Genomic DNA, 23,549 nt, shown 5'->3' with positions numbered 1-23,549 from the left:
CGGCATCGCCAGTCAAAAATTGAGCCTGGTGAAAACCCTGGAATACCCATGCCATCAAGGCTTTCAGGCGTATTTCAACGTCCGGGTATGCCGCGATGCGTCACGCGCATGCCAGCAACCCACGCTGCCCGACCTGTCGCAAGAATGAGACGGCATAAGCCTCGCAGACCGAGGCCGCGAATCCGGCGCTATGTGCGGCAGACCGCAGACGGCATCTCGACCCACTAGCGGTGCGGGTTTGCGGCCTACTCCCGGCTCCCCGCGACGTTTCTTGATCGAGATTTGTTTGTATGGCTTTTAAGAATCGTTTGATCTATCGTTGATCCAGGCGCCGCACATACAGAGCGCTACCGACAGCCCGGCAAACACCATCGAAGCCGGAATGTCCCGGGGAAGGAAAGGCCATCCGGCATCCGAACGTTCGTACCATTCAGGGTGCCTTACTGTTGCGCGAGCAAGCATCAGACTCGTCGCGCACGGAATCCCCAACGCGTCGTCCCGTTGCGTGTTTGATCCGTCTTGAGACGGGCCGAACGCTGCGTCGTGACACGCGTTTCTCGTGTCCGCGCGGACGGACCCGCTCAGCCGTACTGGCTGATCGACGCAGTCGTTTCATCGCTGGGCCCATTGGATCGCCAATGGAGTTGCCCGGCACCGAACGGGGGTTGACCATGAACAGGAATGACACGTCTATCGACACCGAGCGCACCGTGCTCTATGTCGCCGCTGCGCCGGACCCGGCACTCACACACTATCTCGGCGAACACGGCTGGCAGGTTGCCCACGCCAAAAACACGGCGATTGCCGAGCGAATGCTCGAACGCGGCACGATCAAGGTTGGCCTGATCGAATTGCCCGGCGATTGCACGACGCAGTATCTGTCCGCGCTGTCCTCGTGCATGCGTCACGTGAATACCAACTGGGTCGCCGAAATTGCGCCGGGTCAGGCCGAACAGGAACTCGTCAGCCGCTTTATCCTCGACTACTGTTTCGATTTCGTTACGCGTCCGTGTCTGAACGACCGGCTGGTTTTCGCGCTGGGTCACGCGCATGGTCTGTCGAATCTGCGTCAGCCGCGCGAAGTCCCGCAGCCGTCGCTGGGACGGCACGAAATGGTCGGACAGTGCGATGCGATGCAACAGCTGTATCGACGCATCGACCGATGCGCGGTGACCGACGCGCCGGTGTTTATCGCAGGCGAATCGGGCACCGGCAAGGAGCTGACCGCGCGCGCGATTCACGTGTGCTCGCCGCGCGCCGCGCAGACTTTCGTCGCGATCAATTGCGCGGCTATTCCACCGTCGCTGCTGCAAGCCGAATTGTTCGGTCATGAAAAAGGCGCATTCACCGGGGCGATGCAACGCAAGATCGGGCGCATCGAAGGCGCGCACGAAGGCACGCTGTTTCTCGATGAAATCGGCGATATGCCGCATGAATGTCAGGCCGTCCTGCTGCGTTTTCTGCAGGAAGGCACCATCGAGCGTCTCGGCAGCAATACGCCGATCAAGGTCGATGTCCGCGTGATTTCCGCCACTCACGTCGATCTCGAGAAAGCCGTCGAAGACGGGCGTTTCCGTTCCGACCTTTATCACCGGCTGTGCGTGCTGCAACTGAACGAGCCGCCGTTGCGCGACCGTAGCGGCGACGTGAAGCTGCTCGCCAACTATGCGCTGAGCATGTACCGGCAGGATGGCGCACGCAAGATTCGCGGCTTCTCCAGCGATGCGATCGTCTCAATGTCGAACTATCCGTGGCCGGGCAACGTCCGCGAACTGATCAACTGTGTGCGGCGCGCGGTCGTGATGACCGAGGGCCGCTTTATCACCGCAGCCGATCTCGGCCTGCCGCAATCGGAAGACGTGGCACCGGTCACGCTCGCCGAAATTCGCAGCCGCGCTGAAAAGGAAGCGATCGAACGGGCATTGCAGCGACACGGCCACAAACTGTCGGACGCGGCAGCCGAGCTCGGCGTATCGCGCGCAACCTTGTACCGGTTGATGCATGCGAACCGCATTCATCTGGAGTCCGCAACGGCACGCCCGGCTGAAATCGCCGCGCATTCGTCGTCGGATAGCGGCTCGGGCACGTCCGAACCGCCATCGGAGGATGCCGGGCGTCACGTCCGGGCGCTCGCCGAACCTGTCCACTGAATGACGCGTCACGCGCGCATCGAGCACACGTAACGGCGGCCTCGTTGCTATGCTGGGAATACCATCCTGGCGCGAGGTCGAGCTTGAACGATCGTCAGCATTCCCGTGCATCCGCTCCCGCAGGTTCGCGCGCCGCGCATGTCGTCTCGGCGCAGGCGAGCCCGTGCGACGCGCTGGTGATCCGCTCGCAGCCGTCCACTGTCGATTCGCGTTGCACCCGCAAGCGCATCGCGCTGGCCGCGACGATTCTCGGCTCCAGCATGGCGTTTATCGACGGCTCGGTCGTCAATGTCGCGCTGCCCGCGATCCAGACCGAACTCGGCGCGAGCGTCGCGGCGATGCAATGGGTCGTCAACGCCTACCTGCTGTTTCTCGGCGCGCTCGTCCTGGTCGGCGGATCGCTCGGTGACCGGATCGGGCGACGCACCGTTTTTATCGCAGGAATCAGTCTGTTCACACTGGCATCCGCCGGTTGCGGATTTTCCCCGAACGCGGGCACGCTGATCGCGGCACGCGCCGTACAAGGCGTCGGCGCAGCGTTGCTCGTGCCAAGCAGTCTGTCGATCATCGGCGCGGTATTCGATGCGCAGGAACGCGGGCGGGCGATCGGCACGTGGGCCGGTGTCGGCGCGATTACGTCGGCGCTGGGGCCGGTTGCAGGCGGCTGGCTGGTCGATGCGTTGTCGTGGCGCGCGATTTTCTTTCTCAACGTGCCGATCGCGATCGGCACGATATTGCTGGCAATCAACTCGGTGCCGGATAGTCATCGGACCGACGACGTCGCCTCGCTCGACTGGCCCGGCGCGATCAGCGCAGCCGCGGGTCTCGGCGCGCTGACTTATGGTCTGACGCTCGCATCGTCGCGCGGATTCGGCGACGCGCACGTGCTCGCATCGATCGTCGTGGGCGTGCTGGTGCTGGCCGTCTTTATCGCAATCGAAGCAAAGAGCGCGAACCCGATGATGCCGCTCGACGTGTTCCGTTCACGCGATTTCGTCGGCGCTAATCTCGCGACGCTGCTGCTCTACTTCGGTCTCAGCGGTGCGCTTTTCTTCCTCCCTTTCACGCTGATTCGCGCGTACGGCTACGCGGCAACCGCGGCCGGTGCGGCGCTCTTGCCATTGCCGCTGACCATCGGCGTGCTGTCGCGTTTCGCCGGCGGATTGACGGGCCGCTTCGGCGCGCGCGTGCTGCTCGGCGTCGGGCCAGTAATTGCAGGAACCGGCTTTGCGATGCTCGCGTTGCCGTGGGTCGATGGAGACTATTGGCGCGGCTTTTTCCCTGCACTTTTCGTACTCGGCCTCGGTATGACCGTTACCGTTGCACCGCTGACGACGACCGTGATGAATGCGGTCCCACCCGAACGGACCGGCGTTGCTTCCGGCATCAACAATGCGGTTGCGCGCGTGGCCGGCCTGCTCGCCGTGGCCATACTTGGTATCGTTTTCGTGTGGTCGCATGATGCAGCGCTGTCCGCGCGAATGGTTCGACCGGAGACATCGCACCTGGCCGCGCCAGCGGGGCCGCGCTCAGCGCCCGCCACTGCCAGGAATAAACCGCTTTCCACGGAGCGTGCGGACGTGGCACAAGATCTGCGTCCAGACAAGGCTGCGCCGGGCGTTTCCATCAATGAGACGGACAGGCAAAGCTCGAATTCGGAGCGCGAAGCGCTGGCCGCAGCACTACGAGCGGTGGCGCTGGTGGCCGCAGCGTGTGCATTCGCCGGTGCGGCATGCGCCGTGATCATGGTAAAAGGCATGCATGCGTAGCGCGCATGCATGAGAAATTCGCATGCGATGCCAGTTCGCTGGACCGATTGATGCGTCCAGCGCATGCATGCGACAGAGGGCTGTGTGCATGCATACCGGCCAGCAGAACGGGCTTCCACGGCTTCCATCTGGATAGCCACGCGCCGTACTGCGGAACTTGTGACCGTTTCCAGCAGTCGTCCTATCTCCAGCGGCGCGTGTGTCCGTCCCCGCGCGTCGTGCAAACCGATCCCGAATCACTACCCCGCTGTACCGACATCCCTTATGCGTAAATTTATTGTTGCGTGGTTGCTGATCCTGTTCGCGATGCCGGCTTTTGCGGCCGTTGCGGCCACACCGGCATCTTCGGCCCAGACCGTTGCCGTCCAGTTGACACCTGAGCAGGCCCGTCAAGCGCTCGATGTGCTGAACGATCCCAAACGCCGCGCGCAGGTCAACGACACGCTGAAAGCGATTGCTGCGGCAGGCGCACTGTCCGCGCCGCCCGCGCCTGCTTCCGCCGCGTCCGCGGATGCCGCATCGGCCAGTGCGGCCGCGAGTGGCGCGGAGAGCGCCGTGCCCGCCGCATTCAAGTCGAACGGTCTCGCCTCTCAACTGGTTCGCCAGGGCGTTCACTGGAGCGAACAAACTGCCGGATCGCTGAGCACCTCCTTGTCCGTGCTGCTCGACGTGACATCCGTGCATGCATGGTGGAGCGCACTGCTGACCAACCCCGACCAGCAAAAGCAACTGCGACAGATCGCATTGGCACTGTTAGGCGTGTTGCTCCCCGCGTTCGTGCTCGAATGGATCGCGCGACGTTTGCTGCGTCGTGCGCATGCGGCGATCATTGCGCGTGCAGATGCAAACCTCGACGATTCCGCGGACGAATTCGCCGCCGAGCGGACCGCCGTCGCATCGCCCGAGACCACCGCAGCCGCTACCGCCTCCACCTCGTCCACGCTTGAAAAAGCCAAGCTAGACGAAGTCAAAGGCAAGCATCGCGCCGCGCATCACTGGTCGTTGCTGCGCCGTTTGCCGCGCGCGTTTCTCGGTCTGCTGCTGCGCTTTCTGTCGCTCGGCGTATTTATCGTCGTCGCTACGGTGCTGATGTCGATCATCACCGATCCCGGCACGCCGCAAGACCGCGCGCTCGATTCGCTGATCGACATCTATCTGGTGTCCCGCACCATCACGATCCTCGGCGCGCTGTTCCTGCAACCCAACGCACCGCGCCTACGTCTGCTGCGAATGACCGACACGTGGGCCACATTCGTGCAACGCTGGCTCGTGCTGATCGTCACCGTAGTGGGCGCGGGCTCCGCGATTGCGGAACTCGCATCGGCGCTCGGCCTTAGCGACGCCGCGCATCTCGCGTTGATGAAAGTGGTCACGCTGGTCGGCCACGTGATGATTTCCGTACTTATTTTGCAATGCCGTCGTCCGGTGGCCGACCGGATTCGCGCGAATCTTGCACAACGTCCGTCGATCGCGATGTTCGGCAATGCAATCGCCGAATCATGGGCCACGTTCGCGGTTTTCGTGGTGATGGCGCTGTGGTTCGTCTGGGCGCTCAACGTCGAGAACGGCTACGAACGGCTGTTGCGTGTGGGCGGATGGTCGGTCGCTATCGTGATCGGCGCACGCATCGGGTCGATCGTCGTCTTCGGCGCGCTCGCCCGCATCTTCCACGATCAGGAAGACAACGCGAACAGCTCGGTCGCGCGTCAACATGCGTACCGCTACTACCCGATGCTGCGCCGGATCGTCTCGTGGATCATCGGTGCCGCGACAGCGCTATTGCTCCTGCAGGTGTGGGGATTCCACGTCGGCATGCTGTTCCAGGCGGGCACCGTCGGGCATCGGCTCGCGTCCGCACTCGTGACGATCGCGGTGGCGGCGGTCGTCGCACTGCTGGTGTGGGAAGCCGTGAACGTCAACGTCGAACGTCGCCTGCATTCGTGGACGACGTCCGGCGATCTGGTACGCGCGGCACGCCTTCGCACACTGTTGCCGATGCTGCGCACCGCGCTGTTCTGCGCAATCGCGCTGGTGGTCGTGCTGACGGGTCTGAGCGAACTCGGCGTGAACATCGGGCCGTTGCTTGCGGGTGCGAGTATCTTCGGCGTCGCATTGGGCTTCGGCTCGCAGAAACTCGTACAGGATTTCATCACCGGCATCTTCCTCCTGATGGAAAATGCGATGCAGGTTGGCGACTGGGTCACGCTCGCGGGCGTGTCGGGCACGGTCGAATATCTGTCAATCCGCACGGTGCGTTTGCGCGGCGGCGACGGTTCGCTCTATACCGTGCCGTTCAGTTCGGTCTCGACGGTGAACAACACCAATCGCGGACTCGGCAATGCAGCCGTCAAGGTGATGATCGCGTACGGACAGGACGTCGATCTCGCCGCTGCGACGCTGAAGGAAATCGGCGCATCGTTGCGCGACGACCCCAAGTTCAAGGACGGCATTCTGTCCGACTTCGCGTTGTGGGGCGTCGATTCGGTGGACGGTGCGTCGGTCACGCTGGCAGGCCAGGTGCAATGTCGCGACACGTCACGCTGGGGCGTGCAACGCGAATTCAATCGCCGTATCTTCGATCAGTTCAGCGCGCGCGGCATTCAGATTTTCAATCCGCAACGCAACGTGCTGGTCTCGGCGCCGAAGGGCTTCACTAGCCCGGACGATGACGACGACGCAGCAGAAACAGCGGACATCGGACCGCAACGGCCCATGTCGAAAGGCACGACACGTACCCAATGAAGCTGCGCCGACTCTACCGGCATTGCGTCGAATCGCAATGCCGGTAGAGGTTGCAACCCGATGCATCGTCGCGATGACGTTATCGGGGCACGCTCCACCATCCCGGCAGTAGCCGCCGCACTTCCGTTCGACGATAACGGTCGTCGATCAGATGCACGACGCCCTCGTCATGTTCGGTGCGGATTACCCGCCCGGCCGCCTGCACGACTTTCTGCAATCCGGGGTACAGGTACGTGTAATCGTAGCCGCTGCCGAACTTCGCCTCCATCGTCTTGCGCATCTGTTCGTTGACGTCGTTCATCTGCGGCAAACCCAGCGTGGCGATAAACGCGCCGATCAATCGCTCGCCGACTAGATCGACGCCCTCGGAAAACGCGCCGCCCAACACCGCAAAGCCGACCCCACTGCCCGACACCTCGAAGCGCGCGAGAAACGCATCGCGCGCGGCCTCGTCCATGCGCGGCTCTTGCGCCCACACCGGCACGTCGGGATGACGTTCGCGAATCAGCGCGACAACCCGTTGCAGATAATCGAAGCTGCTCAGAAAGCCGAGGTAATTGCCGGGCCGTTCCGCGTACTGGCGCGCAATCAGATCGACGATAGGTACGAGCGAACGCTCACGGTCGCGCCACCGCGTCGAGACATTGCCCGCCACGCGCACCTTCAACTGCTCGGCGCGAAACGGCCCTTCCACGTCGAGCCATTGCGTGTCCGTAGGTAAGCCGAGGGTGTCGCGATAGAAATGATGCGGCCCGAGCGTGCCGGAAAACAGCACGGTTGCATGGGCCGCCGTAAAGCGCGGCGCAAGATACGGCGCGGGAATCACGTTGCGCACGCAGAGCGTGGTGGTGTCGCCCGTTTTCGCGTTCGGCACGTAGTCGGGCGACAGGGTTGCATCGAAGATCGAGTCCGAACCGAACTGTTCCGCGAGCGACACGAACTGCATAGCGTCGAAGAAGAATCGCAGTTGCGACGCTTCGATGGACAACGGCGCGTCGGCGAGTTGCTCGGTCACGGCGCCCACCAGATTTTGTGCCGCCGACAGCAATGGTCCGGGCACGTCGTCATGCACCTGATAGTCGGTCTGCTGCACCCGGTTCAATGCATTCCATGCGCGATTCAAGCGGTCGAGCGGCTTTTTCAGCGACTTCGGCGCAGTGATGCGGGCGTTGCGAAACGCGGCCTGATCGAGCGATGCGCTATACATGCGGCGCGCGCGATCGAGCAGATTGTGCGCCTCATCGACCAGCACGGCGACGCGCCACCGATTCGATTGCGTCAGCGCAAACAGCAGCGCACTGCTGTCGTAGTAGTAGTTGTAATCCCCCACCACGACGTCGCTCCAGCGCGCGAGTTCCTGCGACAGATAATACGGACACACATCATGCGCGAGCGCCGCTTCGCGTACGGCCGCGCGGTCCAGACGCACGCTGCTCAACGCCGCACTGCGCGCCGCATCGAGACGATCGTAAAAGCCGCGTGCAAGCGGACACGAATCGCCGTGGCATGCGTTTTCCGGATGCTCGCATGCCTTGTCCCGCGCGACGAGTTCCAGCGTGCGCAACGGCAAGGTCCCGGCACTATTGCGCAAGGTTTCGACCGCGTCGAGTGCAAGCGCGCGTCCTGGCGTTTTCGCGGTCAGAAAGAAGATGCGATCGATCCGTTCTTCAGAAAACGCCTTCAGCAAAGGGAAAATCGTAGCGAGCGTCTTGCCGATGCCGGTCGGCGCCTGCGCCATCAGGTTCTTGCCATCGCGCGCCGCACGATAGACCGACACGGCAAGTTCGCGCTGCCCATCGCGAAAGCGCCCGTACGGAAACTTCAGCGCGCCCAGTGCGGCATTGCGCGCGTCTCGATGCGCCTCCTCATGCGCGGCCCAACCGATAAATTTCTCGCATTGCTCCGCGAAAAACGCCTGCAGCGACGCCGCGCTATGCGTCTGCGTCAGCAGCGTTTCCTTCTGGCTCTGAATGTCGAAATACACCAGCGACACGCCGATTTCCGTGAGATCACGCGTTTCGCACAGAAGGTGTCCGTAGACCAGCGCCTGCGCCCAATGCAAGCTTCGGTGGTTGGCCGGCATCCGTTCGAGATCGCCGCGATAGGTCTTGACCTCTTCGATCCGGTTCTCTCGCGCATCGTAGCCGTCAGCGCGGCCGCGTACCGTCAGACCGCGATGCGAACCGATCAACGTCACCTCGGATTCGTAACCGAACGCGCGGCGCGCCGCGACTGTCAGGTGCCCGGCCATCCCTTCGGATGCAGTCGGCGCGGGCGTAAAGCGCAAGTCGAGATCGCCGCGTCGCGCGGTAAATTCGCAGAGTGCGCGCACTGCGACGACATAAGTCATGCGTTCTCCGTCTCGCATGCGCCAGACGCATCCGTGTGCATGACAGGCATCGTCTCATCTTCCATCCAGCGTACATCGAGCACGCGCACCGGCATGCCGTGCTGCACGCAGTAGTCCAGCCAGCGAATCTGGTTATCCTGAAGGCGGTCGCCCGGCCCTTTCACCTCGATCATTTCGTAACGACGTTCATTGGGCCAGAAACGGATCAGATCGGGAAAACCGGACCGGTTTCCGCGTAAGTCATGCAGCAAGCGTTCGAAGCATCGCTTCAGATGCGCAGCGGGAATGCAATCGAGCGCTAGCGTCAACAAGGACTCGTCGAGAGCGCCCCAGAACACGAATGGTGATTGCAGCCCCGATTTGCGATGCCAATGGCGGCGAATCGTGTCGCGATGCGTGTCGTTATCGAGTTGCGCGAGGCACTCCGCGAATTGCGATGCGCGGCGCGCATGGAAGTCGGGTGCGTGAAGATCGGCGGGCCCACGCTGGAATGGATGGAAAAAGGCACCCGGAAGCGCTGCGAAAATGGGCTCCCAGCAAAGCAGACCGAACAGCGAATTGATCAGCGCGTTTTCGACGTAGTACACCGGCGCATCCTGCGCGCCGATATGATCGCGCGCTGCGTATTCGACGGTGATTGGCTCGACTGGGCGCGCGATCACGATCGTATTGCGCTCGATACTCGCCGCACGCCGTGCACGTGGAAGCGTTTGACCCGTATGGCGCAGCAGGCGCGGCAGCATTCGGGCAATGCGCTGGGACTCCTCCTCGCTTTCTGGCGCAGTGGACGCATGCGTGGCGAGCGCGAGCGCATCGGCGTGGCGGCCGCTACGTTCGAGCACGCGTATGGATCGATGACGCGCGCCCGGCCATGCGCTGCGCGCATAGACGGTCAGTGCAGTGTCCCACTGCTGCTGCCGCTCACACTGATAGCCGATCCGGAACAGCAATTTCGCCCGACGCGACTCGACCCACGGGTTGCAGGTTTCGACCGATGAAATCGCTTCCAGCATCTGCGCGACCGCCGCCGTGTCTTCGCATGCGTTGGGCGCATCGAGCGCGGCGCGGCATGCGTGCAGCGCAAGATAAGCGTCGACGTCTTCGCGCCGTTGAAATGCGCGCGACGACGCGGCGAACGACACGCGTTCATAGTGATACACGCCGAGATCCGCGAGCACGAACTCGGACCAGTCCTGATGCAGGTTGCCGAAGAACATCAAGCGCAGCCGCTCGCATAGCGGCGCGACGGTCACATGCAAAATGCAGTCGTCGCTCGACGCCGCCGGATGCCACATCGAATAAGGACGCGCGTCCGGATACACCGCTTTGAGCGCGGCAAGCCAGTCGCACTTGCGCGCGGCCTTCGAGGCCGCAGCGTGCGGGAAAATCTTGAGCAGCTCGGGGCGAGTGGTGAGCGCGAACAGTTCGTCCAGCGTCAGATGCGGAGCGGGATCGACCCAATCCATTTCGATCAGCGACACTGCCGCGTCGAATGGCGAACCGATCTCCGCATATGAAAGCCGGTTCGCGCGAAACAGCGTGCCCTGGCGCATCAGCATGCGCACCAGCAGTGCGCGCGATGGCAGCGGCGCTGCACGGAACGCGGCTATAAACGCGCGTTCGTCCGCGTCGAGCAGATCGTCGTAACGACCGGCGATCCAGTCGAGCGCACGTTCGAAATTCGACAGGTAATAAGGCGATTGCACGTGACGTTGGCGAAAACTGTATGTTTGTACAGTAATGATACCAAACGCGGACGTGGCCGAATTCAATGCAAAACGGGCGCGCCGGTTAACCGGACGCGCCCGCATCGGCGAAAGATGGTCGGGGCGTTACTGGCTTGCGCCCGCTCCGATACCGGCCTTCTTCTGTGCGTTCTGGAGATTGGTCGGATAGTTCGGGTCGTTTTGCGACGGTTGATAACCCGCGTCTTCGAGTTTCTTCAGTTCGGCATTCTTCTTTGCACGCGCCTGTTTGCGCGCGGCCTTACGATCGGCCTTGGTGGTCTTCGGCTTCGGTGTCGTGGCCGATTGTGTTGCGTCGGGCGTGCCGTCTGTCGAAGGACCGCCGCCACCGCTTTGTGCAAATACCGGTGAAGCAAGACCAATCGTCAGCGCAGCAGTCGCGAACAGTACAGTCAGTTTCTTTGCAGGATTAGACGTCATTGTTTTCTCCATGTCGTGAGCTTAAAAATCGCCGGACCTTCAACTGCATCATCGTGGACGACGCGTTCGTCACGCGGCATTGACTGCATGAGACGCGTCATTGCCTTCCCTGCTTTCTCATCGAACTGAACAGGTGAGTCTCTAATGTATCGCAGCGCGACAACTCATGTCGGCCCGGTGCACCATACCCACCCACGCATCGAACGACGCAGCGCGACGACCGACAACGGTGCAACCTCGATTCGCGGAAAGATCGCCGTCGATGCGCCCAGCGCATGGATGATCGATGCCCGCACAACCGATGCATGCGTCACCGCAATTGCAGTGCCCGATATCGTCAAACCATCGAGCCATGCGCCCACACGGATGCGCAATGCATCGAACGATTCGCCGCCGGGTGGCACCGCTGCGGGATCATGCGTCCACGCCTGCAGCGACGACGCGCTTTCCGGCGATACGCCGGCGATATCGGCAACACGCTGGCCTTTCCATTCGCCGTGATCGGCTTCCGCCAGCGCCGGCTCGATCTGCGCGTCGAGATGCAATGCATGCGCGGTCTGCTGTGCACAGATTGCCGGACTGCTGAACGCGACCGCATCCGACAGGCTTCCCGCATCGAACAGTGTGGTCACGAAACGCTCATGCCGGGCCGCAGCGGCGTCGAGCCCACGCGAATCGAGCGGGTCGTCAGCGGGAAAGCGGCCGCTGCGCAGCGCTGCCGTGGCCGCATGGCTGATCAGAAATAGCTGTGTTTGCATCGAATTCCCCGTGATAGAAGCATCGCAGCGCGCGGCCGCCACCGACCCGCACTGCGCTGGGTAGGCCCGCATTAAACGCGTAGAATAACGTCACCCGAAGCGCGGAAGCCGGTGCAAGCCCGGCGCGGTCGCGCCACTGTAATCGCCTTGACGAGGCGAAAGCCAGACCTGCGCTTCGAGTCATTTCTTTTTCACTCGCTAGCGGACGCGTCATCCCAAGGAGCTGTTCACCATGAACGATACTGTTTTCAAGCCGTCTGTCGAGCCGGTAGCCATCCCTCTTCGCGAACTTATGCCGTGGGTCGTTTTCGGCGGCCTGCTCATGCTACTGGCAATTTATTTTGTCGGTGCGGAACAAGGCGCAACCTCGCTGATTCCCGGTATGTACGTGCACGAATTCGTGCATGACGCGCGCCATATGCTTGGCTTCCCCTGCCACTAAGCGGAGCGTTCGATGGTCGGTAAATTATTGATGCGAGGCATGCTCGCAGGCGTTGTCGCGGGCCTGCTGACGTTCAGCTTCGCAAGAATCGCAGGCGAGCCGCAGGTTAATGCTGCAATCTCGTTCGAAGAAAAAACGCACGAAGCCAGCGGTGAAGCGCCGGAACCCGAGCTTGTCAGCCGGGCGACTCAAGCGGGCGCAGGCCTGTTTACAGGCGTGATTGTCTATAGCGCGGCATTGGGCGGACTGTTCTCGCTGGTGTTTGCGTTTGCGAACGGCCGTGCCGGAAAGATCAGCCCGCGTGCATTGTCCGCGTGTCTGGCGCTCGCGGCATTCGGCACGCTCGTGCTCGTACCCACGCTTAAATATCCGGCGAATCCGCCCTCCGTCGGCGACCCGGAAACGATCGCGCAACGTACCGGCCTCTACTTCCTGATGATCGCCATTTCGATCGTCACGCTGGTCTTTTCGCTAAAGGTACGCCGCCGCCTGGTCGCACGTTGGGGGCAATGGAACGGATCGATCGCAGCAGCTGCGGTGTTTATCGTTGTGATCGCAGCTATCCAGATTGCGCTGCCGACGATCAACGAAGTGCCCGCCGCTTTCCCCGCCACGCTGCTGTGGAAATTCCGCGTGACCGCACTGGGCATGCAGGCCATTCTGTGGACTGTCGTAGGCCTGTTGTTCGGTGCACTCGCCGAGCGCTTGCAACGCAGCGCGCGCGGCGCGGGCGCGCCGGGGAAATCCGCTTACCTGTAACTCGCTAGTCACTCGCTAAACAGGTGCAACCGGGAAAACCGAGTTGCACCTGGACTCCGTTCAAACAGGCATCAAAGAAAAGTGCCTCGGTAAAGCGCTCAAACGCGTCGAGTTCAGGCTCGCGCCGCATCCGCCACCCACACCACGGTCAGCGACCGCACGCCTTGTGCGCCGCGAATCAGCACCCCTTCGATATCGGCGGTCGCGGACGGCCCCGTCACTAGCGCCGCGTATCGCGCTTCATAAAAATCCGGTCGCCGGTACACGTCCTGCAAACCATCGAGCAACTGCGCCGGATCGAGCAGTACGACAAGGTGCTGCGCAAGATAGCCCAATGCGTTGACCACGTATTCGCGTTCGCTAAACCATACCGAACCCGTTTCCGCGACGCCGAATTTGCCGCGCACCACGCCCACCTCGACGTTTTCCAGCGATGCCGGCGGCGTCTCCGCACTCAGTGCGCGCGTGCCCGGCACCTCGTCCGTTGCCGAGCAGAGTGCCACGTCCGCACCGAATTTCTCGCGCAGCAGTGCAGGAATATCGCCGACATGGCCTGCATCGACACAGGTGCCGCCCATTGCAGACAGTGCCTGCGTGAAGCGCGCACGCAGATCGCCACCCTCCGGCGCGAACAACGGCACCTCCGGACGCGGACGCGCGGCTGGCTGCGCGGCTCGCACGCGAGCAAGGAATGCGTCACGCGTTGTCATCCTGACCTCCCCGATTCTTCTTGTACCACGCATGAAAAGTCATCTTCGGTGCATCGGGCAGGTCGCGCTGACGGCCCCAGATATTCATCGGGTTGTACAGCACGAAGTTCGGCAACCGGCGCAACGCGCCACTCAATGACGCCACCGTCGCGCGATATAGCGTCGGACTTGCGAGCAGACGCCCCGCCATTTTCAATACTTCCTGTTTCACCAGCGGCACTTCGTGCTGTTCGGCAATGACCGAACGCCACTTGTAAATCTGCTCGTGGATATTGATCTTGACGGGACACACGTTCGTGCAACTGCCGTTGAGTGTCGACGCGAACGGCAACGCGCTATAACGCTTCAGATCGTAGGTCGGATTGATGATCGCGCCGATCGGCCCGGAATACGTGCCGCCATACGAGAGACCGCCGCTACGCCGATAGACCGGACAGGTATTCATGCATGCGCCGCACCGGATGCATTTGAGCGAGAACCAGAAGTCGTCCATCGCGAGCCGTTCCGAACGGCCATGATCGACGAGGATAAAGTGCATTTCGGTGCCCGGACGCGGCGCGCGAAAATGCGACGTGTATTGGGTGATCGGCGAGCCCAATGCGCTGCGCGACAGCATCCGGATAAATACGCCGAGATCGGAAATCTTCGGAATGATCTTCTCGATGCCGATCGATGCAATATGCAGCGGCGGCACGTTCGCGGAAAGATCCGCATTGCCTTCATTCGTGCACACGACCACCGTCCCCGTCTCCGCAACCGCGAAATTGCAACCGGTCATCCCGGCCGTCTTTTCGCGCACGAAGTAAGGCCGCGTGTTCATCCGCTGACTTTCCGCGAGATAGTGAATATCGCTATTTTCCGGGTCTGTTCCGATCGTACGACCAAACAGCTCGGCCACATCGCCGCGCAATTTATGCACGGCAGGCACGACCATATGGCTGGGATCCTGATGATCCAGTTGTTGAATACGCTCACCGAGATCCGTTTCCATCACGGTGATACCGCGCGGTTCCAGGTACTCGCGCATCGCGCATTCATCGGTCAGCATCGACTTGCTTTTGACCAGCGTCGTCATGCCGCGCTCGGACATGATCTTGTGGACCAGCGCGTTATGCTCTTCCGCATTCGCGGCCCAATGCACGACGACGCCATTCGCTTCCGCCGCCGACGCAAACTGGTCGAGGTACTCGGAGAGGTGCGACAGCGCATGCTCCTTGATACCCGACGCGAGTTCTCGCAGCGTTTCCCATTCCGCGATGCCGTGCGCCTGGCCGTCTCGCTTCTGCCGCAAATCCCACAAACGCCGGTCATGAAACGCGACGTGTTCGGTCTTTTCGATAAATGCGCCGGCGGCCTTCGCGTGATCGATGCGACTCATTCGCGCGCTCCGTTCAACACCTGTGCGATATGGATAAAGCGCGTATCGGCCTTCATGCGCTCCGCGCATCCCTGTTGATGCATCAGGCATGACATGTCGCCGGACACGATGTATTGCGCACCCGCCTGCACGTGGTCGCGGACTTTGTCCTGACCCATGCGCACCGACACCGGCTCTTCCGTGACCGAGAACGTGCCGCCAAAACCGCAGCATTCGTCGGGACGCGCAGGCTTGACGAACTCGATGCCTTTCACACCTTGCAACAGCGCAAGCGGCTTCGAAAATTGCGGCCCACTCACTTCCGACATCGACACTTCACGCAAATGGCGAACCGCGCTGCAACTGTTATGCAGCCCGACGCGATACGGAAATTCAGCCCACGGGAAGTCGCGAACGCCCAGCACGTCATGCAAAAACTCGACGAGTTCATAGGCGTTCGCGCGTACTTGCCTGACTTCGTCTGTCTGCTCGATGGCGGTCATGTGTTCGCGAACGTGATGAATACAACTCGCGGACGGTCCGACGATGTAGTCGTAACCGGCAAAGCTGCGCGTAAAAACGCGCTCTGCGCCTGCCGCTTCCGCGTGGGCGCCGCTATTCGCCATGGGTTGACCGCAGCAGGTCTGCTCTTGCGGATAGTCGACATCTAGACCGAAGCGCTCCAGCAATTCGAGCGTCGCGATGGCGACCTCGGGATAGAACGCGTCGATAAAACAGGGGACGAAAAGCGCGACTTTCATGGGGGGAGAACCCGCCCGTAGCGAGCGATATTTCGCGCTCGGCCAGGCTGGTAAGGTTGGTCTGACCAAGAATATAGGCGAATTCGGGAAACGCTGTCAATCGGCGAGAACGTGAAGCATCCTGCGCAAAAAACGCATGAAAATCAGTGGGAAAACAATGGAAGAACCGCCGCGGAGCGCAGCGATTGGTATCGCAGACGGCTAGTCGCCGCGCGACGCGTCTTCTTCGTAGAGTTGCCGCACGTAACGCAAATGGCGCTCGGCGGCCTTACGTGCTTTCGTTGCGTCGCGCGTGACGACCGCATCGAAAATCTCCTGATGCTGCAGCATCAACTGACGTTCCATTGCGTCGTCGTAGTCGATCAGACGGTGATACTGGCGCATGCCTTCACGGATCAGCGTGTGGATGCCGTGCATCACATGCGCGAGGGCGATGTTATGCGTCGCGTCGGCGATGGCCAGATGAAACGCGGCGTCGAGTTCGGCGAGATTCGTGCGGTCTTCGGATTCGGCGCAGCCCTTGAGTTCTTCGAACGCGGCGCGGATTTTGAGCAGATCGGATTCAGTGGCGCGTTCGGCGGCGTAGGCGGTCGAGATCGACTCGAGACCCTGGCGCAACTCGAGAATATCGGCACTGGTACGCGGATTCTGGATCAGCAGCTCTGCCAGCGGCTTGGAGATGATCGGCGCCGTTACGTCCACCACGGTGAAGCCGCCCCGCCCCGACGTTTCGATGTAGCCGTCGGCTTCGAGACGGATCAACGCTTCTCGCAGCGAAGGCCGCGAGACTTGCAATCGGGTTGCCAGATCGCGTTCGGCAGGCAGACGGTCGCCCGGCATCAACGTGCCGTCCGAGATCAGCTTCTTGATCTGATCGGAGACGACGTCGGATAGACGTTTGCGCGTGAAGCCTTGGACGGGCTGAAAGTGCATAGACGAGGTAGCGTGGCAGTGTTGCGCGCGGCTGCGGCCGCACGCAGAACCCATGCGTGGCGCGCATGCATCCGTCATGCGTCTCGCGCATGCATGTAATAAACGCATGCAAGCGGGCCGCGCAGGTATCGCATGATTATAGCGAACGGGCGCCAACGGTTTGCGCCGCACCGGTTGGCCCAATGACAAAGCGGCCCGCAGGCCGCTTTGTCAGCGCATCTTTCAGTGCCACCGCTCAACACTTCAGAGCTGGCGACGCAATTCCGCAGGCGGCACCTTCATCAGGTGACGGTACTTCGCTACCGTGCGACGCGCGACCAGCACGCCCTGATCGGCAAGCATCTTAGCCAGCGTCACGTCCGACAGCGGATCACGCGCATTTTCTGCAGCAATCATTTCCTTCAGCAACTGACGCACTGCCGCCGCCGAGCACGTGCCACCACTTTCAGTACCCAACTCACGCGGGAAGAAGTGCTTGAACTCAAAGATGCCGCGCGGCGTTGCCATATATTTGTTGCCCGTGGCGCGCGAGATCGTCGATTCGTGCAAGCCGAGTTCGTCGGCGACATCACGCAAAACCATTGGCTTCAACGCGATTTCGCCGTACTGGAAGAACGCCTTTTGATGTGTGACGATGCATTCCGCCACGCGTTGAATCGTGTCGAAGCGCTGTTGTGCATTGCGGATCAGCCAGCGCGCTTCCTGCAGTTGTTGTGCAAGCGGCGAGCGGCTCGCACCGGCAGACTGCGCAAACAGCTCGGCATACAAACGATGAATCCTGGCTCGCGGTTGAACCGCCGGATTGATCGTCACCACCCATTTGTTGCGAACCTGACGCACGATCACGTCCGGCACGACGTAGTTGTCTTCCGTACGTCCGTAGCAGTTGCCCGGCTTCGGATCGAGCTTGCGGATCAACGCACATGCGATGCGCAGTTCGTCGGCGGAACATCCCACCTGCTTCTGCAATTCCGCCTGTTCGCGTCGTGCAAGACGTTCGAGATGTTTCTCGACGATCTGCAATGCGACGTCGCGTGCAGGCGTGTCAGTGGACATCGCACGAAGTTGCAATGCGAGGCACTCCGACAGCGTACGAGCACCCAAACCCGGCCGATCGAGCGATTGAACCAGCCGCAACGAAACCAGCAGTTCTTCTTCGGTCAGTTGCGGATCCAGCGTGACGACTTCCGCCAGATCGGACAATTCCTGACGCAGATAGCCATCGTCGTCCAGTGCTTCGATCACAAGACGCGCAGTCTCGCGGTCGCGATCGTCGAGTCGATAAAGACGCAACGCGTCGTGCAGCTGCTCGCGCAATGTCGGTTGCGAGCGCGCCCATTCCGCCGGATCGCCGCCTTCGGAATCGCCATTCTGACGGTTCGAATTACGGCTAAACGAGTCGCCGGAAAATTCGGTTGCGTAGTCACCTGAATCGGCGGACTCGCGCGCGTCGTTGACGTCGTTGGAGTAGTCGCTGACGGGCTCGTCGCGCATCGCCGTGTCCGGCATGTCGGCGGAAGGCGCGTCCATCGACATCGGATCGTGCTCGCCCGGAATGGTGCCGGAATCGGACACCTCGCCGGTCGCCGCGACTTCGCCCGTTGCGTCCGTTGCGAGCGCAACATCTTCGGTTTCCGACGAGTCGTATTCGAGGAACGGGTTGGTATCCAACGCCGTGCGCAACTCTTGCTGGAATTCAAGGGACGACAACTGCAAGAGCCGCACTGACTGCTGCAAACGCGGGGTCAGAGCAAGCGATTGCCTTGTGCGGAGTTCGATGGAAGGCATTGTAGTGAAGTCCTGTCGAGAGTCTTAATAGAGCTGATGACCCTGTAGAGCAACTGTCGTACCAGGTTTCGCAACATACTGTTTTTAAAACCGTTTGCCTTTTGTCAGCCGGACGCGGCACGCGATATGCGCGCGCTTTTTACAAGTGCCCGGCAATTTGCGGCGACGTAGCGCGCCTGCCCTTGTCGCTGCTGATCGATCTCTCACATGGGCTAATGTGCAGACGAAAACGCCGTTCCGGCCCCACTGGATGCGGCTTTCCGCGAAGCCGGCAGATTCTGCCGATGGGGCCAGGCACGACGCGTGCGATAGGAGTCGGTGTGGACGGAACCGTAGCGGCGACGATCCCACGCGAGTCACCAGCAGCGCGAGCTGCGATCGACCGCAAATGGCAACAAGACCGCATCATTCACATTAACTGTCCGTAGGGAGATAACCATGAAGACCATTCAATTCCTCAAGGCTGCCGGTAGCATCGCATGTGTCGCATTTGCCCTTAACGCAACCGCTCAAACGAGCGCATCGGCACCGCCGGCATCGTCGGAATCGGTGGGTCAGCACATCGATGACGGCACGATCACGACGAAGGTGAAGGCTGACCTGCTGGCCGCCAAGAACGTCAAGTCGACCCATATCCATGTGAAGACCCGCAAGGGCACGGTGTGGTTGACGGGTTCGGTGCCGAGCGCCGAAGACAAGACCGCAGCTGAAGATGTCGTTCAGAACGTCAACGGCGTTCAAAACGTGAAGAACAAGCTGAAGATCGCTGCACAATAAGCAATCTTTGGCGCCTCTCGCCGCCTGATGAAAATGGGCGCTGGGTTTTCCCAGCGCCCATTTTTATTTGCGCATGCATCGATCTATAAAAAAGCGGCCGTCACGCGATGCGTGACGGCCGCTTTGCTTTGATTACTACCGACAGCTACATCGCTGCCGGCAAAATCTTAGCGTCGCGTTGCAGCATACTGATCGCGCAGATCGCGGATGCGATCGTGATTCTGCACGACACCCTGGAACTGGCGATCGACCACCATCCGCACGTCGACCGGCAGATCCTTTTCTAGCGCCTCGCGATAGTGCTTCTTCGCAACGTCTTCACCCTTTTCGCAATCAGCGAGAATGTCGTAGTCAGTGCGCGACGTTACAGCCGTTTTGACGTCCACCCAGCCGCGGTGCAATGCGCCCGCTACCGAGCCGCCCGTTTCCGGCTTGCCGCCAAGACCTTGAACCACGTCCTGCAACTCGCGGGCGCCACGCGTGCACTCTTCCGCGGCCTGCAAAAACAGCGACTTCAATTGGGCGTCATGCGCTTCTTCTGCGGCCTTGCGGAAGCCCTGTTCGCCGTCCTTCGACGTTTCCACCAGATCGTTCAGTACCGAGACAACGTTCGTAGCCATGTAATACCTCCAGGTTTCGTGGATGAAGACTCCACCGCTCATGGCGGGCCTCATCGAACATAGCGCATGGGGCGTGCCCGGACTCGCGCCGGGTTCGCGGAGTGCGCATCGGCAAGACACGCAAACGGAAGGCGGAAGGAACACCGCGGAAAATTACCTGCTCGCGTAAAACTTCCATACGCGGCCATGCGCAGCGAACTGCGAACCGTCCGAAAACCCTTTATTTAAAGGCATATTCGTCTACTTGACTATCGTGGCACAAGGGTTGCTTTAACGTGCTGGTCAAAGCGGTCGCAGGGACAGATTAGCGTCCGAACCGCTTGCAATTCACACAAGAACGACAGGCAATAACGACAACAGGGAGCTCACCATGAAATCCAGACGCACGCAGTTCTTGTTGTTCGTCGCCCTTGTTTCATCGGCGACAGTCGTGCAGATTCGTGAACACATGCCGCAGACGGGCGCAGTCAATGCGACTGAAAGCACGACATGCGGCGCGACGCGTGACGGCTTGATTCCCGCGAGTTGCGAGCCGACACGCGCGGTTGAAGGCGCTTCCGGAACCCGCGACACACAAGGTCAGCCGGGCCTCGACGGCAATGCAGTTCGCACGCCTCATGCGCCGTTGCGCGTCTGGGTTTAAGTCGCCGACCCAAATGAAAGCGTGTTCGGTAGACGGAAATAAAAAAGAGAGCGGCGCGCAAAGCGCGCTGCTCTCTTGGAAAATTTCTTGGCAGATCTTCAGCTACAACGACCCGTGCAGCGAAACGCTTAAGCGCGATTCTCGCTGAATTCCTTGATTGGAACGGGATCCCGTGTCGGATCGAAGTCTGACCAACGTCCTTGCTGCCAACGCCCCGTCGCACGCTCAATGGTTGCACCCCCTGCATCGCGCAGGATTTGCGCAGCAACCATCTGGTTGTCGGGTGAAACATGGACGCCAACCAGCACGCCGGAATCACGCGTCTCGTGATGTGACGGCACTTGACTGGCGTGCTCGCGCGTATGCGACATCGCGCCGATCAACGACCCCACGTAAGCACCAACCCCCGCAGCAATCAGCGACACGATAATCGGCGCGGAAAATGCCGCAAAAATGCCGACGCCGACCACAGCGCCCGCAACCGCGCCAATCGTCACACCTTTTCCCGCACCCTTCGCCGCGTCGCGTGCGGACGGGTCGGTGCCGGTATCGCCGCCAATCGGATATCGCGCATGCTGGCCGCGCGGATTCACGAAAAACAGCGTGACATCCTCTTCGATAAAGCCGCTATCGAACAATCTCTGCGACGCGGATTCAGCGGCGGGAAACGTCGTAAAACGTGCAGCAACGATGAGTGACATAAGACCTCCTTTCATCGAGGAAATAGCACTTGCCAGGCAAACTTTCAGGCGGCCGCGCCGCGATCCGGCTCCAGACCTTCCACACGGAACAAGCCACTATGCAGAATGACACTTTCGCCGTCGTTCTGGTCGAGTGCTTCTGCGCATACTGAACGGATTCTGCCGCGACCCTGCTCGAACGCCGCAAGCAATTGCGACTCGAGCGGCGACTGCGCACCGAAATGATCTTCCAAAGCTTCCGCCGTAATCGAACACACGACCGGTTCGCCATCGACGTTCGCGGTAAAGCGCACTGTCAGGCTGGAACCGTCGAAAGCCGGATTGTCATCCTTGAAAGTAATGTGCATGGTGGCGTCCTCATAGGCCGGCCGCGACATGATCGCGTTCATGATGAACTCTTCGCACCGGGCAATTGCTGGGCCATCGTCAGATGGTGCTTGATCGTGGGTAAAGCCTTGCCGGCAAGCGCCTTAAGCTGGGGATCCGATCCACTGTCGCTTTCCTTCTGAAACAACGCAACGGCCTTCTCATGACCGTCGATCGCGACGGTGCTTACGTACACCTTGTCGAAATCCGCACCCTTCAGATTCTGCAACTTGCCTAACACAGCAGCATCCGGCGTGGCCGGACCTTTGATTCCCTTCTTTTCTGCGACCATGTCGAGACCGTGCGCCAACTTCTTATGCTCGTTGATCATCCGCTCGGCAAACTTTTTCACTGCCGGGTCAGAGGAATTCTTTAGCGCGAGCTTCCCCGCTTCGATCTCAGTCGCGCCAGCCACTGATGCATCCTGAACGAATTGCTGGTCGCTCGCAGATACGCTCGCCGACGTACCCGACGCGGTGCTTTGTGCATACACGGGTGCAAGGAAGGTTGCGCCGATTCCCAGCGCAACTATTGTCGCTTGTACGGAATACCGGAAGTTCATGCATTTTCTCCTGGGCATAGCATCTTTCGTCGCGTTGTCGGCACCTTAAGCGGCGTGGCGGGCAAGTTGTGCGATCAAGGTTTTGTTGAAAGCCAGCAGATCATCAGGTCTGCGACTGGTAATGAAATTGCCGTCTTCCACAACTTCACGATCGACCCAAGTACCGCCTGCATTGCGAATATCATCCTGCAGACTCGGCCAGCTCGTTACCGTGTGTCCCTTGATCAAGCCTGCGGACACTGGCAGCCACGCACCGTGGCAGATGACTGCTATGGGCTTTCTCGCGCTATCGGCGGCTTTGACGAAGGCCTGCGCCTGAGGCATGGTGCGAATCGCGTCGCCATTGACGACGCCGCCAGGTAGCACCACGGCATCGTAATCTGCCGCATCAGCCTGATCGAACGTCTTGTCGACTGCTACCGTATCGCCTTTGTCGACATGCTCGAAACCCTGGATCGTGCCGGACTTCGCCGAGATCACATGTACCGTCGCGCCGGCATCGGCGAGTGCGCGTTTCGGCTCGAACAGTTCTGTCTGTTCAAATCCGTCCACTGCGAGAATTGCAACCTTACGGCCCTTCAATTCGTTACTCATGCGGTGTTCTCCTGAAGCGAATCGGGTCGCGTCGCGAAGCGTGTTGCAACGCCACATCGACCCCTTAATCAATTCGAGCAAAGCTTATGCCTGTCTGGACAGTCTCGCGTGCTACACGACATCGTCTGGATTCTCGTCTTCGTCGATCAACTCGCCCGACTCATCGATCAAGGTCTCATCGATCCGGTCGGGTTCGATGTCGCTGTCGTTAGTGCGGGTCGAGTCGCCATCTGCTGCACCGCGCTCGCCGGTGCCATAACGATCGGTATCACTGCCGAGCTCGGAATCACCCGTTTCGAGTGCGTGGTTATCGAGTTCGGAATCGACGTCGAATGCATGACGCTTCGCGCCCGCCATATCACTGCCGCTATCGGATGAATCGCTCGGCCCCAAGGTGCCTGTCGTACCTGCAGTTTCCTTGACGGTTTGCGCCGGCGTTTCATCGGGATTCAAAGTGCTACTCATCGCGTCCTCCGTTGATGACGTTCATGGTCGTGCCCGTCTCTCCATTCGCGCAAGGAGCGTTCCGCGCCCCACATGCACACTCGATGGGCACCGCACTTGCTTGATACGGCGTGTGGATGCCGGTCAATGCGCACCGG

22 protein-coding genes and 1 riboswitch are annotated in these 23,549 nt (G+C 60.8%); of the genes, 7 read left to right on the top strand and 15 right to left on the bottom strand.

Going from position 1 to position 23,549, the window contains the following annotated elements:
• Positions 1 to 671: 671 nt before the first annotated feature.
• From PW947_RS14535 to PW947_RS14525, 3 genes are all read left to right on the top strand, one after another.
• A complete protein-coding gene (locus tag PW947_RS14535) occupies positions 672 to 2,150 on the top strand; it encodes a sigma-54 dependent transcriptional regulator (RefSeq protein WP_299633037.1) in 1,479 nt (492 codons plus the stop codon).
• A gap of 83 nt (positions 2,151 to 2,233) precedes the next feature.
• Entirely contained in the window at positions 2,234 to 3,919 is a 1,686-nt protein-coding gene (locus PW947_RS14530) for an MFS transporter (RefSeq protein ID WP_299633036.1), read from the top strand.
• Positions 3,920 to 4,183: 264 nt separating this feature from the next.
• Positions 4,184 to 6,661: a mechanosensitive ion channel domain-containing protein gene (locus PW947_RS14525; protein ID WP_299633035.1), complete on the top strand. Its 2,478-nt coding sequence runs from the start codon at positions 4,184 to 4,186 to the stop codon at positions 6,659 to 6,661.
• Positions 6,662 to 6,740: 79 nt separating this feature from the next.
• On the opposite strand, the gene PW947_RS14520 is transcribed toward PW947_RS14525, so the two are convergent.
• The 4 genes from PW947_RS14520 to PW947_RS14505 form a co-directional block, all read right to left on the bottom strand.
• On the bottom strand, positions 6,741 to 9,011 hold the full coding sequence (locus PW947_RS14520; protein ID WP_299633034.1) for an ATP-dependent DNA helicase: 2,271 nt from the start codon (positions 9,009 to 9,011) through the stop codon (positions 6,741 to 6,743).
• A complete protein-coding gene (locus PW947_RS14515) occupies positions 9,008 to 10,717 on the bottom strand; it encodes a VRR-NUC domain-containing protein (RefSeq protein WP_299633033.1) in 1,710 nt (569 codons plus the stop codon). The genes PW947_RS14520 and PW947_RS14515 overlap by 4 nt, the downstream gene beginning before the upstream one ends.
• 126 nt (positions 10,718 to 10,843) lie before the next feature.
• Positions 10,844 to 11,176 (bottom strand): DUF4148 domain-containing protein, encoded by a 333-nt coding sequence (locus PW947_RS14510; RefSeq protein WP_299633032.1) that lies wholly within the window; start codon positions 11,174 to 11,176, stop codon positions 10,844 to 10,846.
• A gap of 164 nt (positions 11,177 to 11,340) precedes the next feature.
• Entirely contained in the window at positions 11,341 to 11,934 is a 594-nt protein-coding gene (locus PW947_RS14505; RefSeq protein WP_299633031.1) for a histidine phosphatase family protein, read from the bottom strand.
• Positions 11,935 to 11,992: 58 nt separating this feature from the next.
• Positions 11,993 to 12,125: riboswitch (cobalamin riboswitch) on the top strand.
• A 41-nt stretch (positions 12,126 to 12,166) separates the two neighbouring features.
• On the opposite strand from PW947_RS14505, the gene PW947_RS14500 reads away from it, so the two are divergent.
• Both PW947_RS14500 and PW947_RS14495 read left to right on the top strand, forming a co-directional pair.
• Positions 12,167 to 12,376 carry a CbtB domain-containing protein gene (locus tag PW947_RS14500; protein ID WP_299633030.1) on the top strand — a complete coding sequence of 70 codons (210 nt, stop codon included), beginning with the start codon at positions 12,167 to 12,169 and terminating at the stop codon, positions 12,374 to 12,376.
• A gap of 12 nt (positions 12,377 to 12,388) precedes the next feature.
• A complete protein-coding gene (locus PW947_RS14495) occupies positions 12,389 to 13,135 on the top strand; it encodes a CbtA family protein (RefSeq protein WP_299633029.1) in 747 nt (248 codons plus the stop codon).
• A gap of 113 nt (positions 13,136 to 13,248) precedes the next feature.
• Here the strand turns inward: PW947_RS14495 and PW947_RS14490 are convergent, their stop codons facing one another.
• The 5 genes from PW947_RS14490 to PW947_RS14470 form a co-directional block, all read right to left on the bottom strand.
• Positions 13,249 to 13,845: an LUD domain-containing protein gene (locus tag PW947_RS14490; RefSeq protein ID WP_299633028.1), complete on the bottom strand. Its 597-nt coding sequence runs from the start codon at positions 13,843 to 13,845 to the stop codon at positions 13,249 to 13,251.
• Positions 13,832 to 15,223, bottom strand: a complete 1,392-nt coding sequence (locus PW947_RS14485) for a lactate utilization protein B (protein ID WP_299633027.1) — start codon at positions 15,221 to 15,223, stop codon at positions 13,832 to 13,834. Before PW947_RS14485 ends, PW947_RS14490 begins: the two co-directional genes overlap by 14 nt.
• Positions 15,220 to 15,963, bottom strand: coding sequence for a (Fe-S)-binding protein (locus tag PW947_RS14480; RefSeq protein WP_299633026.1), 744 nt, complete (start codon positions 15,961 to 15,963; stop codon positions 15,220 to 15,222). The genes PW947_RS14485 and PW947_RS14480 overlap by 4 nt, the downstream gene beginning before the upstream one ends.
• A 201-nt stretch (positions 15,964 to 16,164) precedes the next feature.
• Positions 16,165 to 16,896, bottom strand: a complete 732-nt coding sequence (locus tag PW947_RS14475; RefSeq protein ID WP_299633025.1) for a FadR/GntR family transcriptional regulator — start codon at positions 16,894 to 16,896, stop codon at positions 16,165 to 16,167.
• A gap of 243 nt (positions 16,897 to 17,139) precedes the next feature.
• A complete protein-coding gene (locus PW947_RS14470) occupies positions 17,140 to 18,684 on the bottom strand; it encodes an RNA polymerase factor sigma-54 (RefSeq protein WP_299633024.1) in 1,545 nt (514 codons plus the stop codon).
• Between the two features lie 438 nt (positions 18,685 to 19,122).
• Between PW947_RS14470 and PW947_RS14465 the strand changes: the two genes are divergently transcribed.
• On the top strand, positions 19,123 to 19,461 hold the full coding sequence (locus PW947_RS14465) for a BON domain-containing protein (RefSeq protein WP_299633023.1): 339 nt from the start codon (positions 19,123 to 19,125) through the stop codon (positions 19,459 to 19,461).
• Positions 19,462 to 19,628: 167 nt separating this feature from the next.
• Here the strand turns inward: PW947_RS14465 and PW947_RS14460 are convergent, their stop codons facing one another.
• A complete protein-coding gene (locus PW947_RS14460) occupies positions 19,629 to 20,081 on the bottom strand; it encodes a PA2169 family four-helix-bundle protein (RefSeq protein ID WP_299633022.1) in 453 nt (150 codons plus the stop codon).
• Between the two features lie 370 nt (positions 20,082 to 20,451).
• Here PW947_RS14460 and PW947_RS14455 point away from each other — a divergent pair, with 370 nt between their 5' ends.
• The gene (locus PW947_RS14455) at positions 20,452 to 20,724 is read left to right on the top strand and encodes a hypothetical protein (protein ID WP_299633021.1); all 273 of its coding nucleotides are present in this window, start codon (positions 20,452 to 20,454) and stop codon (positions 20,722 to 20,724) included.
• Positions 20,725 to 20,852: 128 nt separating this feature from the next.
• Here the strand turns inward: PW947_RS14455 and PW947_RS14450 are convergent, their stop codons facing one another.
• From PW947_RS14450 to PW947_RS14430, 5 genes are all read right to left on the bottom strand, one after another.
• Positions 20,853 to 21,425: a hypothetical protein gene (locus tag PW947_RS14450; RefSeq protein ID WP_299633020.1), complete on the bottom strand. Its 573-nt coding sequence runs from the start codon at positions 21,423 to 21,425 to the stop codon at positions 20,853 to 20,855.
• Positions 21,426 to 21,469: 44 nt separating this feature from the next.
• Complete coding sequence (locus PW947_RS14445) at positions 21,470 to 21,814, bottom strand: DUF1488 domain-containing protein (RefSeq protein WP_299633019.1); 345 nt, start codon at positions 21,812 to 21,814, stop codon at positions 21,470 to 21,472.
• Positions 21,811 to 22,353 (bottom strand): DUF4142 domain-containing protein, encoded by a 543-nt coding sequence (locus PW947_RS14440; protein ID WP_299633018.1) that lies wholly within the window; start codon positions 22,351 to 22,353, stop codon positions 21,811 to 21,813. Before PW947_RS14440 ends, PW947_RS14445 begins: the two co-directional genes overlap by 4 nt.
• A 45-nt stretch (positions 22,354 to 22,398) precedes the next feature.
• Positions 22,399 to 22,947 (bottom strand): type 1 glutamine amidotransferase domain-containing protein, encoded by a 549-nt coding sequence (locus PW947_RS14435; RefSeq protein ID WP_299633017.1) that lies wholly within the window; start codon positions 22,945 to 22,947, stop codon positions 22,399 to 22,401.
• Positions 22,948 to 23,058: 111 nt separating this feature from the next.
• Positions 23,059 to 23,412: a chemotaxis protein gene (locus tag PW947_RS14430; protein ID WP_299633016.1), complete on the bottom strand. Its 354-nt coding sequence runs from the start codon at positions 23,410 to 23,412 to the stop codon at positions 23,059 to 23,061.
• Positions 23,413 to 23,549: the final 137 nt, after the last annotated feature.

Origin of the sequence: Paraburkholderia sp. (assembly GCF_028283785.1) — a bacterium.
Classification (GTDB): Bacteria; Pseudomonadota; Gammaproteobacteria; order Burkholderiales; family Burkholderiaceae; genus Paraburkholderia.
The sequence above is the reverse complement of the archived record's forward strand: the minus strand, read 5'-3'. Positions and strand labels throughout refer to the sequence as shown.

What these genes read in the sequence shown, in the direction of transcription:
- PW947_RS14500 (WP_299633030.1), top strand. Translation starts at nt 12,167, where the DNA reads ATGAACGATACTGTTTTCAAGCCGTCTGTCGAGCCGGTAGCCATCCCT.
- PW947_RS14525 (WP_299633035.1), top strand. Translation starts at nt 4,184, where the DNA reads ATGCGTAAATTTATTGTTGCGTGGTTGCTGATCCTGTTCGCGATGCCG.
- PW947_RS14450 (WP_299633020.1), bottom strand. Translation starts at nt 21,425, where the DNA reads ATGTCACTCATCGTTGCTGCACGTTTTACGACGTTTCCCGCCGCTGAA.
- PW947_RS14440 (WP_299633018.1), bottom strand. Translation starts at nt 22,353, where the DNA reads ATGAACTTCCGGTATTCCGTACAAGCGACAATAGTTGCGCTGGGAATC.
- PW947_RS14520 (WP_299633034.1), bottom strand. Translation starts at nt 9,011, where the DNA reads ATGACTTATGTCGTCGCAGTGCGCGCACTCTGCGAATTTACCGCGCGA.
- PW947_RS14510 (WP_299633032.1), bottom strand. Translation starts at nt 11,176, where the DNA reads ATGACGTCTAATCCTGCAAAGAAACTGACTGTACTGTTCGCGACTGCT.
- PW947_RS14485 (WP_299633027.1), bottom strand. Translation starts at nt 15,223, where the DNA reads ATGAGTCGCATCGATCACGCGAAGGCCGCCGGCGCATTTATCGAAAAG.
- PW947_RS14470 (WP_299633024.1), bottom strand. Translation starts at nt 18,684, where the DNA reads ATGCCTTCCATCGAACTCCGCACAAGGCAATCGCTTGCTCTGACCCCG.
- PW947_RS14435 (WP_299633017.1), bottom strand. Translation starts at nt 22,947, where the DNA reads ATGAGTAACGAATTGAAGGGCCGTAAGGTTGCAATTCTCGCAGTGGAC.
- PW947_RS14455 (WP_299633021.1), top strand. Translation starts at nt 20,452, where the DNA reads ATGAAATCCAGACGCACGCAGTTCTTGTTGTTCGTCGCCCTTGTTTCA.
- PW947_RS14465 (WP_299633023.1), top strand. Translation starts at nt 19,123, where the DNA reads ATGAAGACCATTCAATTCCTCAAGGCTGCCGGTAGCATCGCATGTGTC.
- PW947_RS14480 (WP_299633026.1), bottom strand. Translation starts at nt 15,963, where the DNA reads ATGAAAGTCGCGCTTTTCGTCCCCTGTTTTATCGACGCGTTCTATCCC.
- PW947_RS14505 (WP_299633031.1), bottom strand. Translation starts at nt 11,934, where the DNA reads ATGCAAACACAGCTATTTCTGATCAGCCATGCGGCCACGGCAGCGCTG.
- PW947_RS14445 (WP_299633019.1), bottom strand. Translation starts at nt 21,814, where the DNA reads ATGAACGCGATCATGTCGCGGCCGGCCTATGAGGACGCCACCATGCAC.
- PW947_RS14460 (WP_299633022.1), bottom strand. Translation starts at nt 20,081, where the DNA reads ATGGCTACGAACGTTGTCTCGGTACTGAACGATCTGGTGGAAACGTCG.
- PW947_RS14495 (WP_299633029.1), top strand. Translation starts at nt 12,389, where the DNA reads ATGGTCGGTAAATTATTGATGCGAGGCATGCTCGCAGGCGTTGTCGCG.
- PW947_RS14535 (WP_299633037.1), top strand. Translation starts at nt 672, where the DNA reads ATGAACAGGAATGACACGTCTATCGACACCGAGCGCACCGTGCTCTAT.
- PW947_RS14430 (WP_299633016.1), bottom strand. Translation starts at nt 23,412, where the DNA reads ATGAGTAGCACTTTGAATCCCGATGAAACGCCGGCGCAAACCGTCAAG.
- PW947_RS14490 (WP_299633028.1), bottom strand. Translation starts at nt 13,845, where the DNA reads ATGACAACGCGTGACGCATTCCTTGCTCGCGTGCGAGCCGCGCAGCCA.
- PW947_RS14475 (WP_299633025.1), bottom strand. Translation starts at nt 16,896, where the DNA reads ATGCACTTTCAGCCCGTCCAAGGCTTCACGCGCAAACGTCTATCCGAC.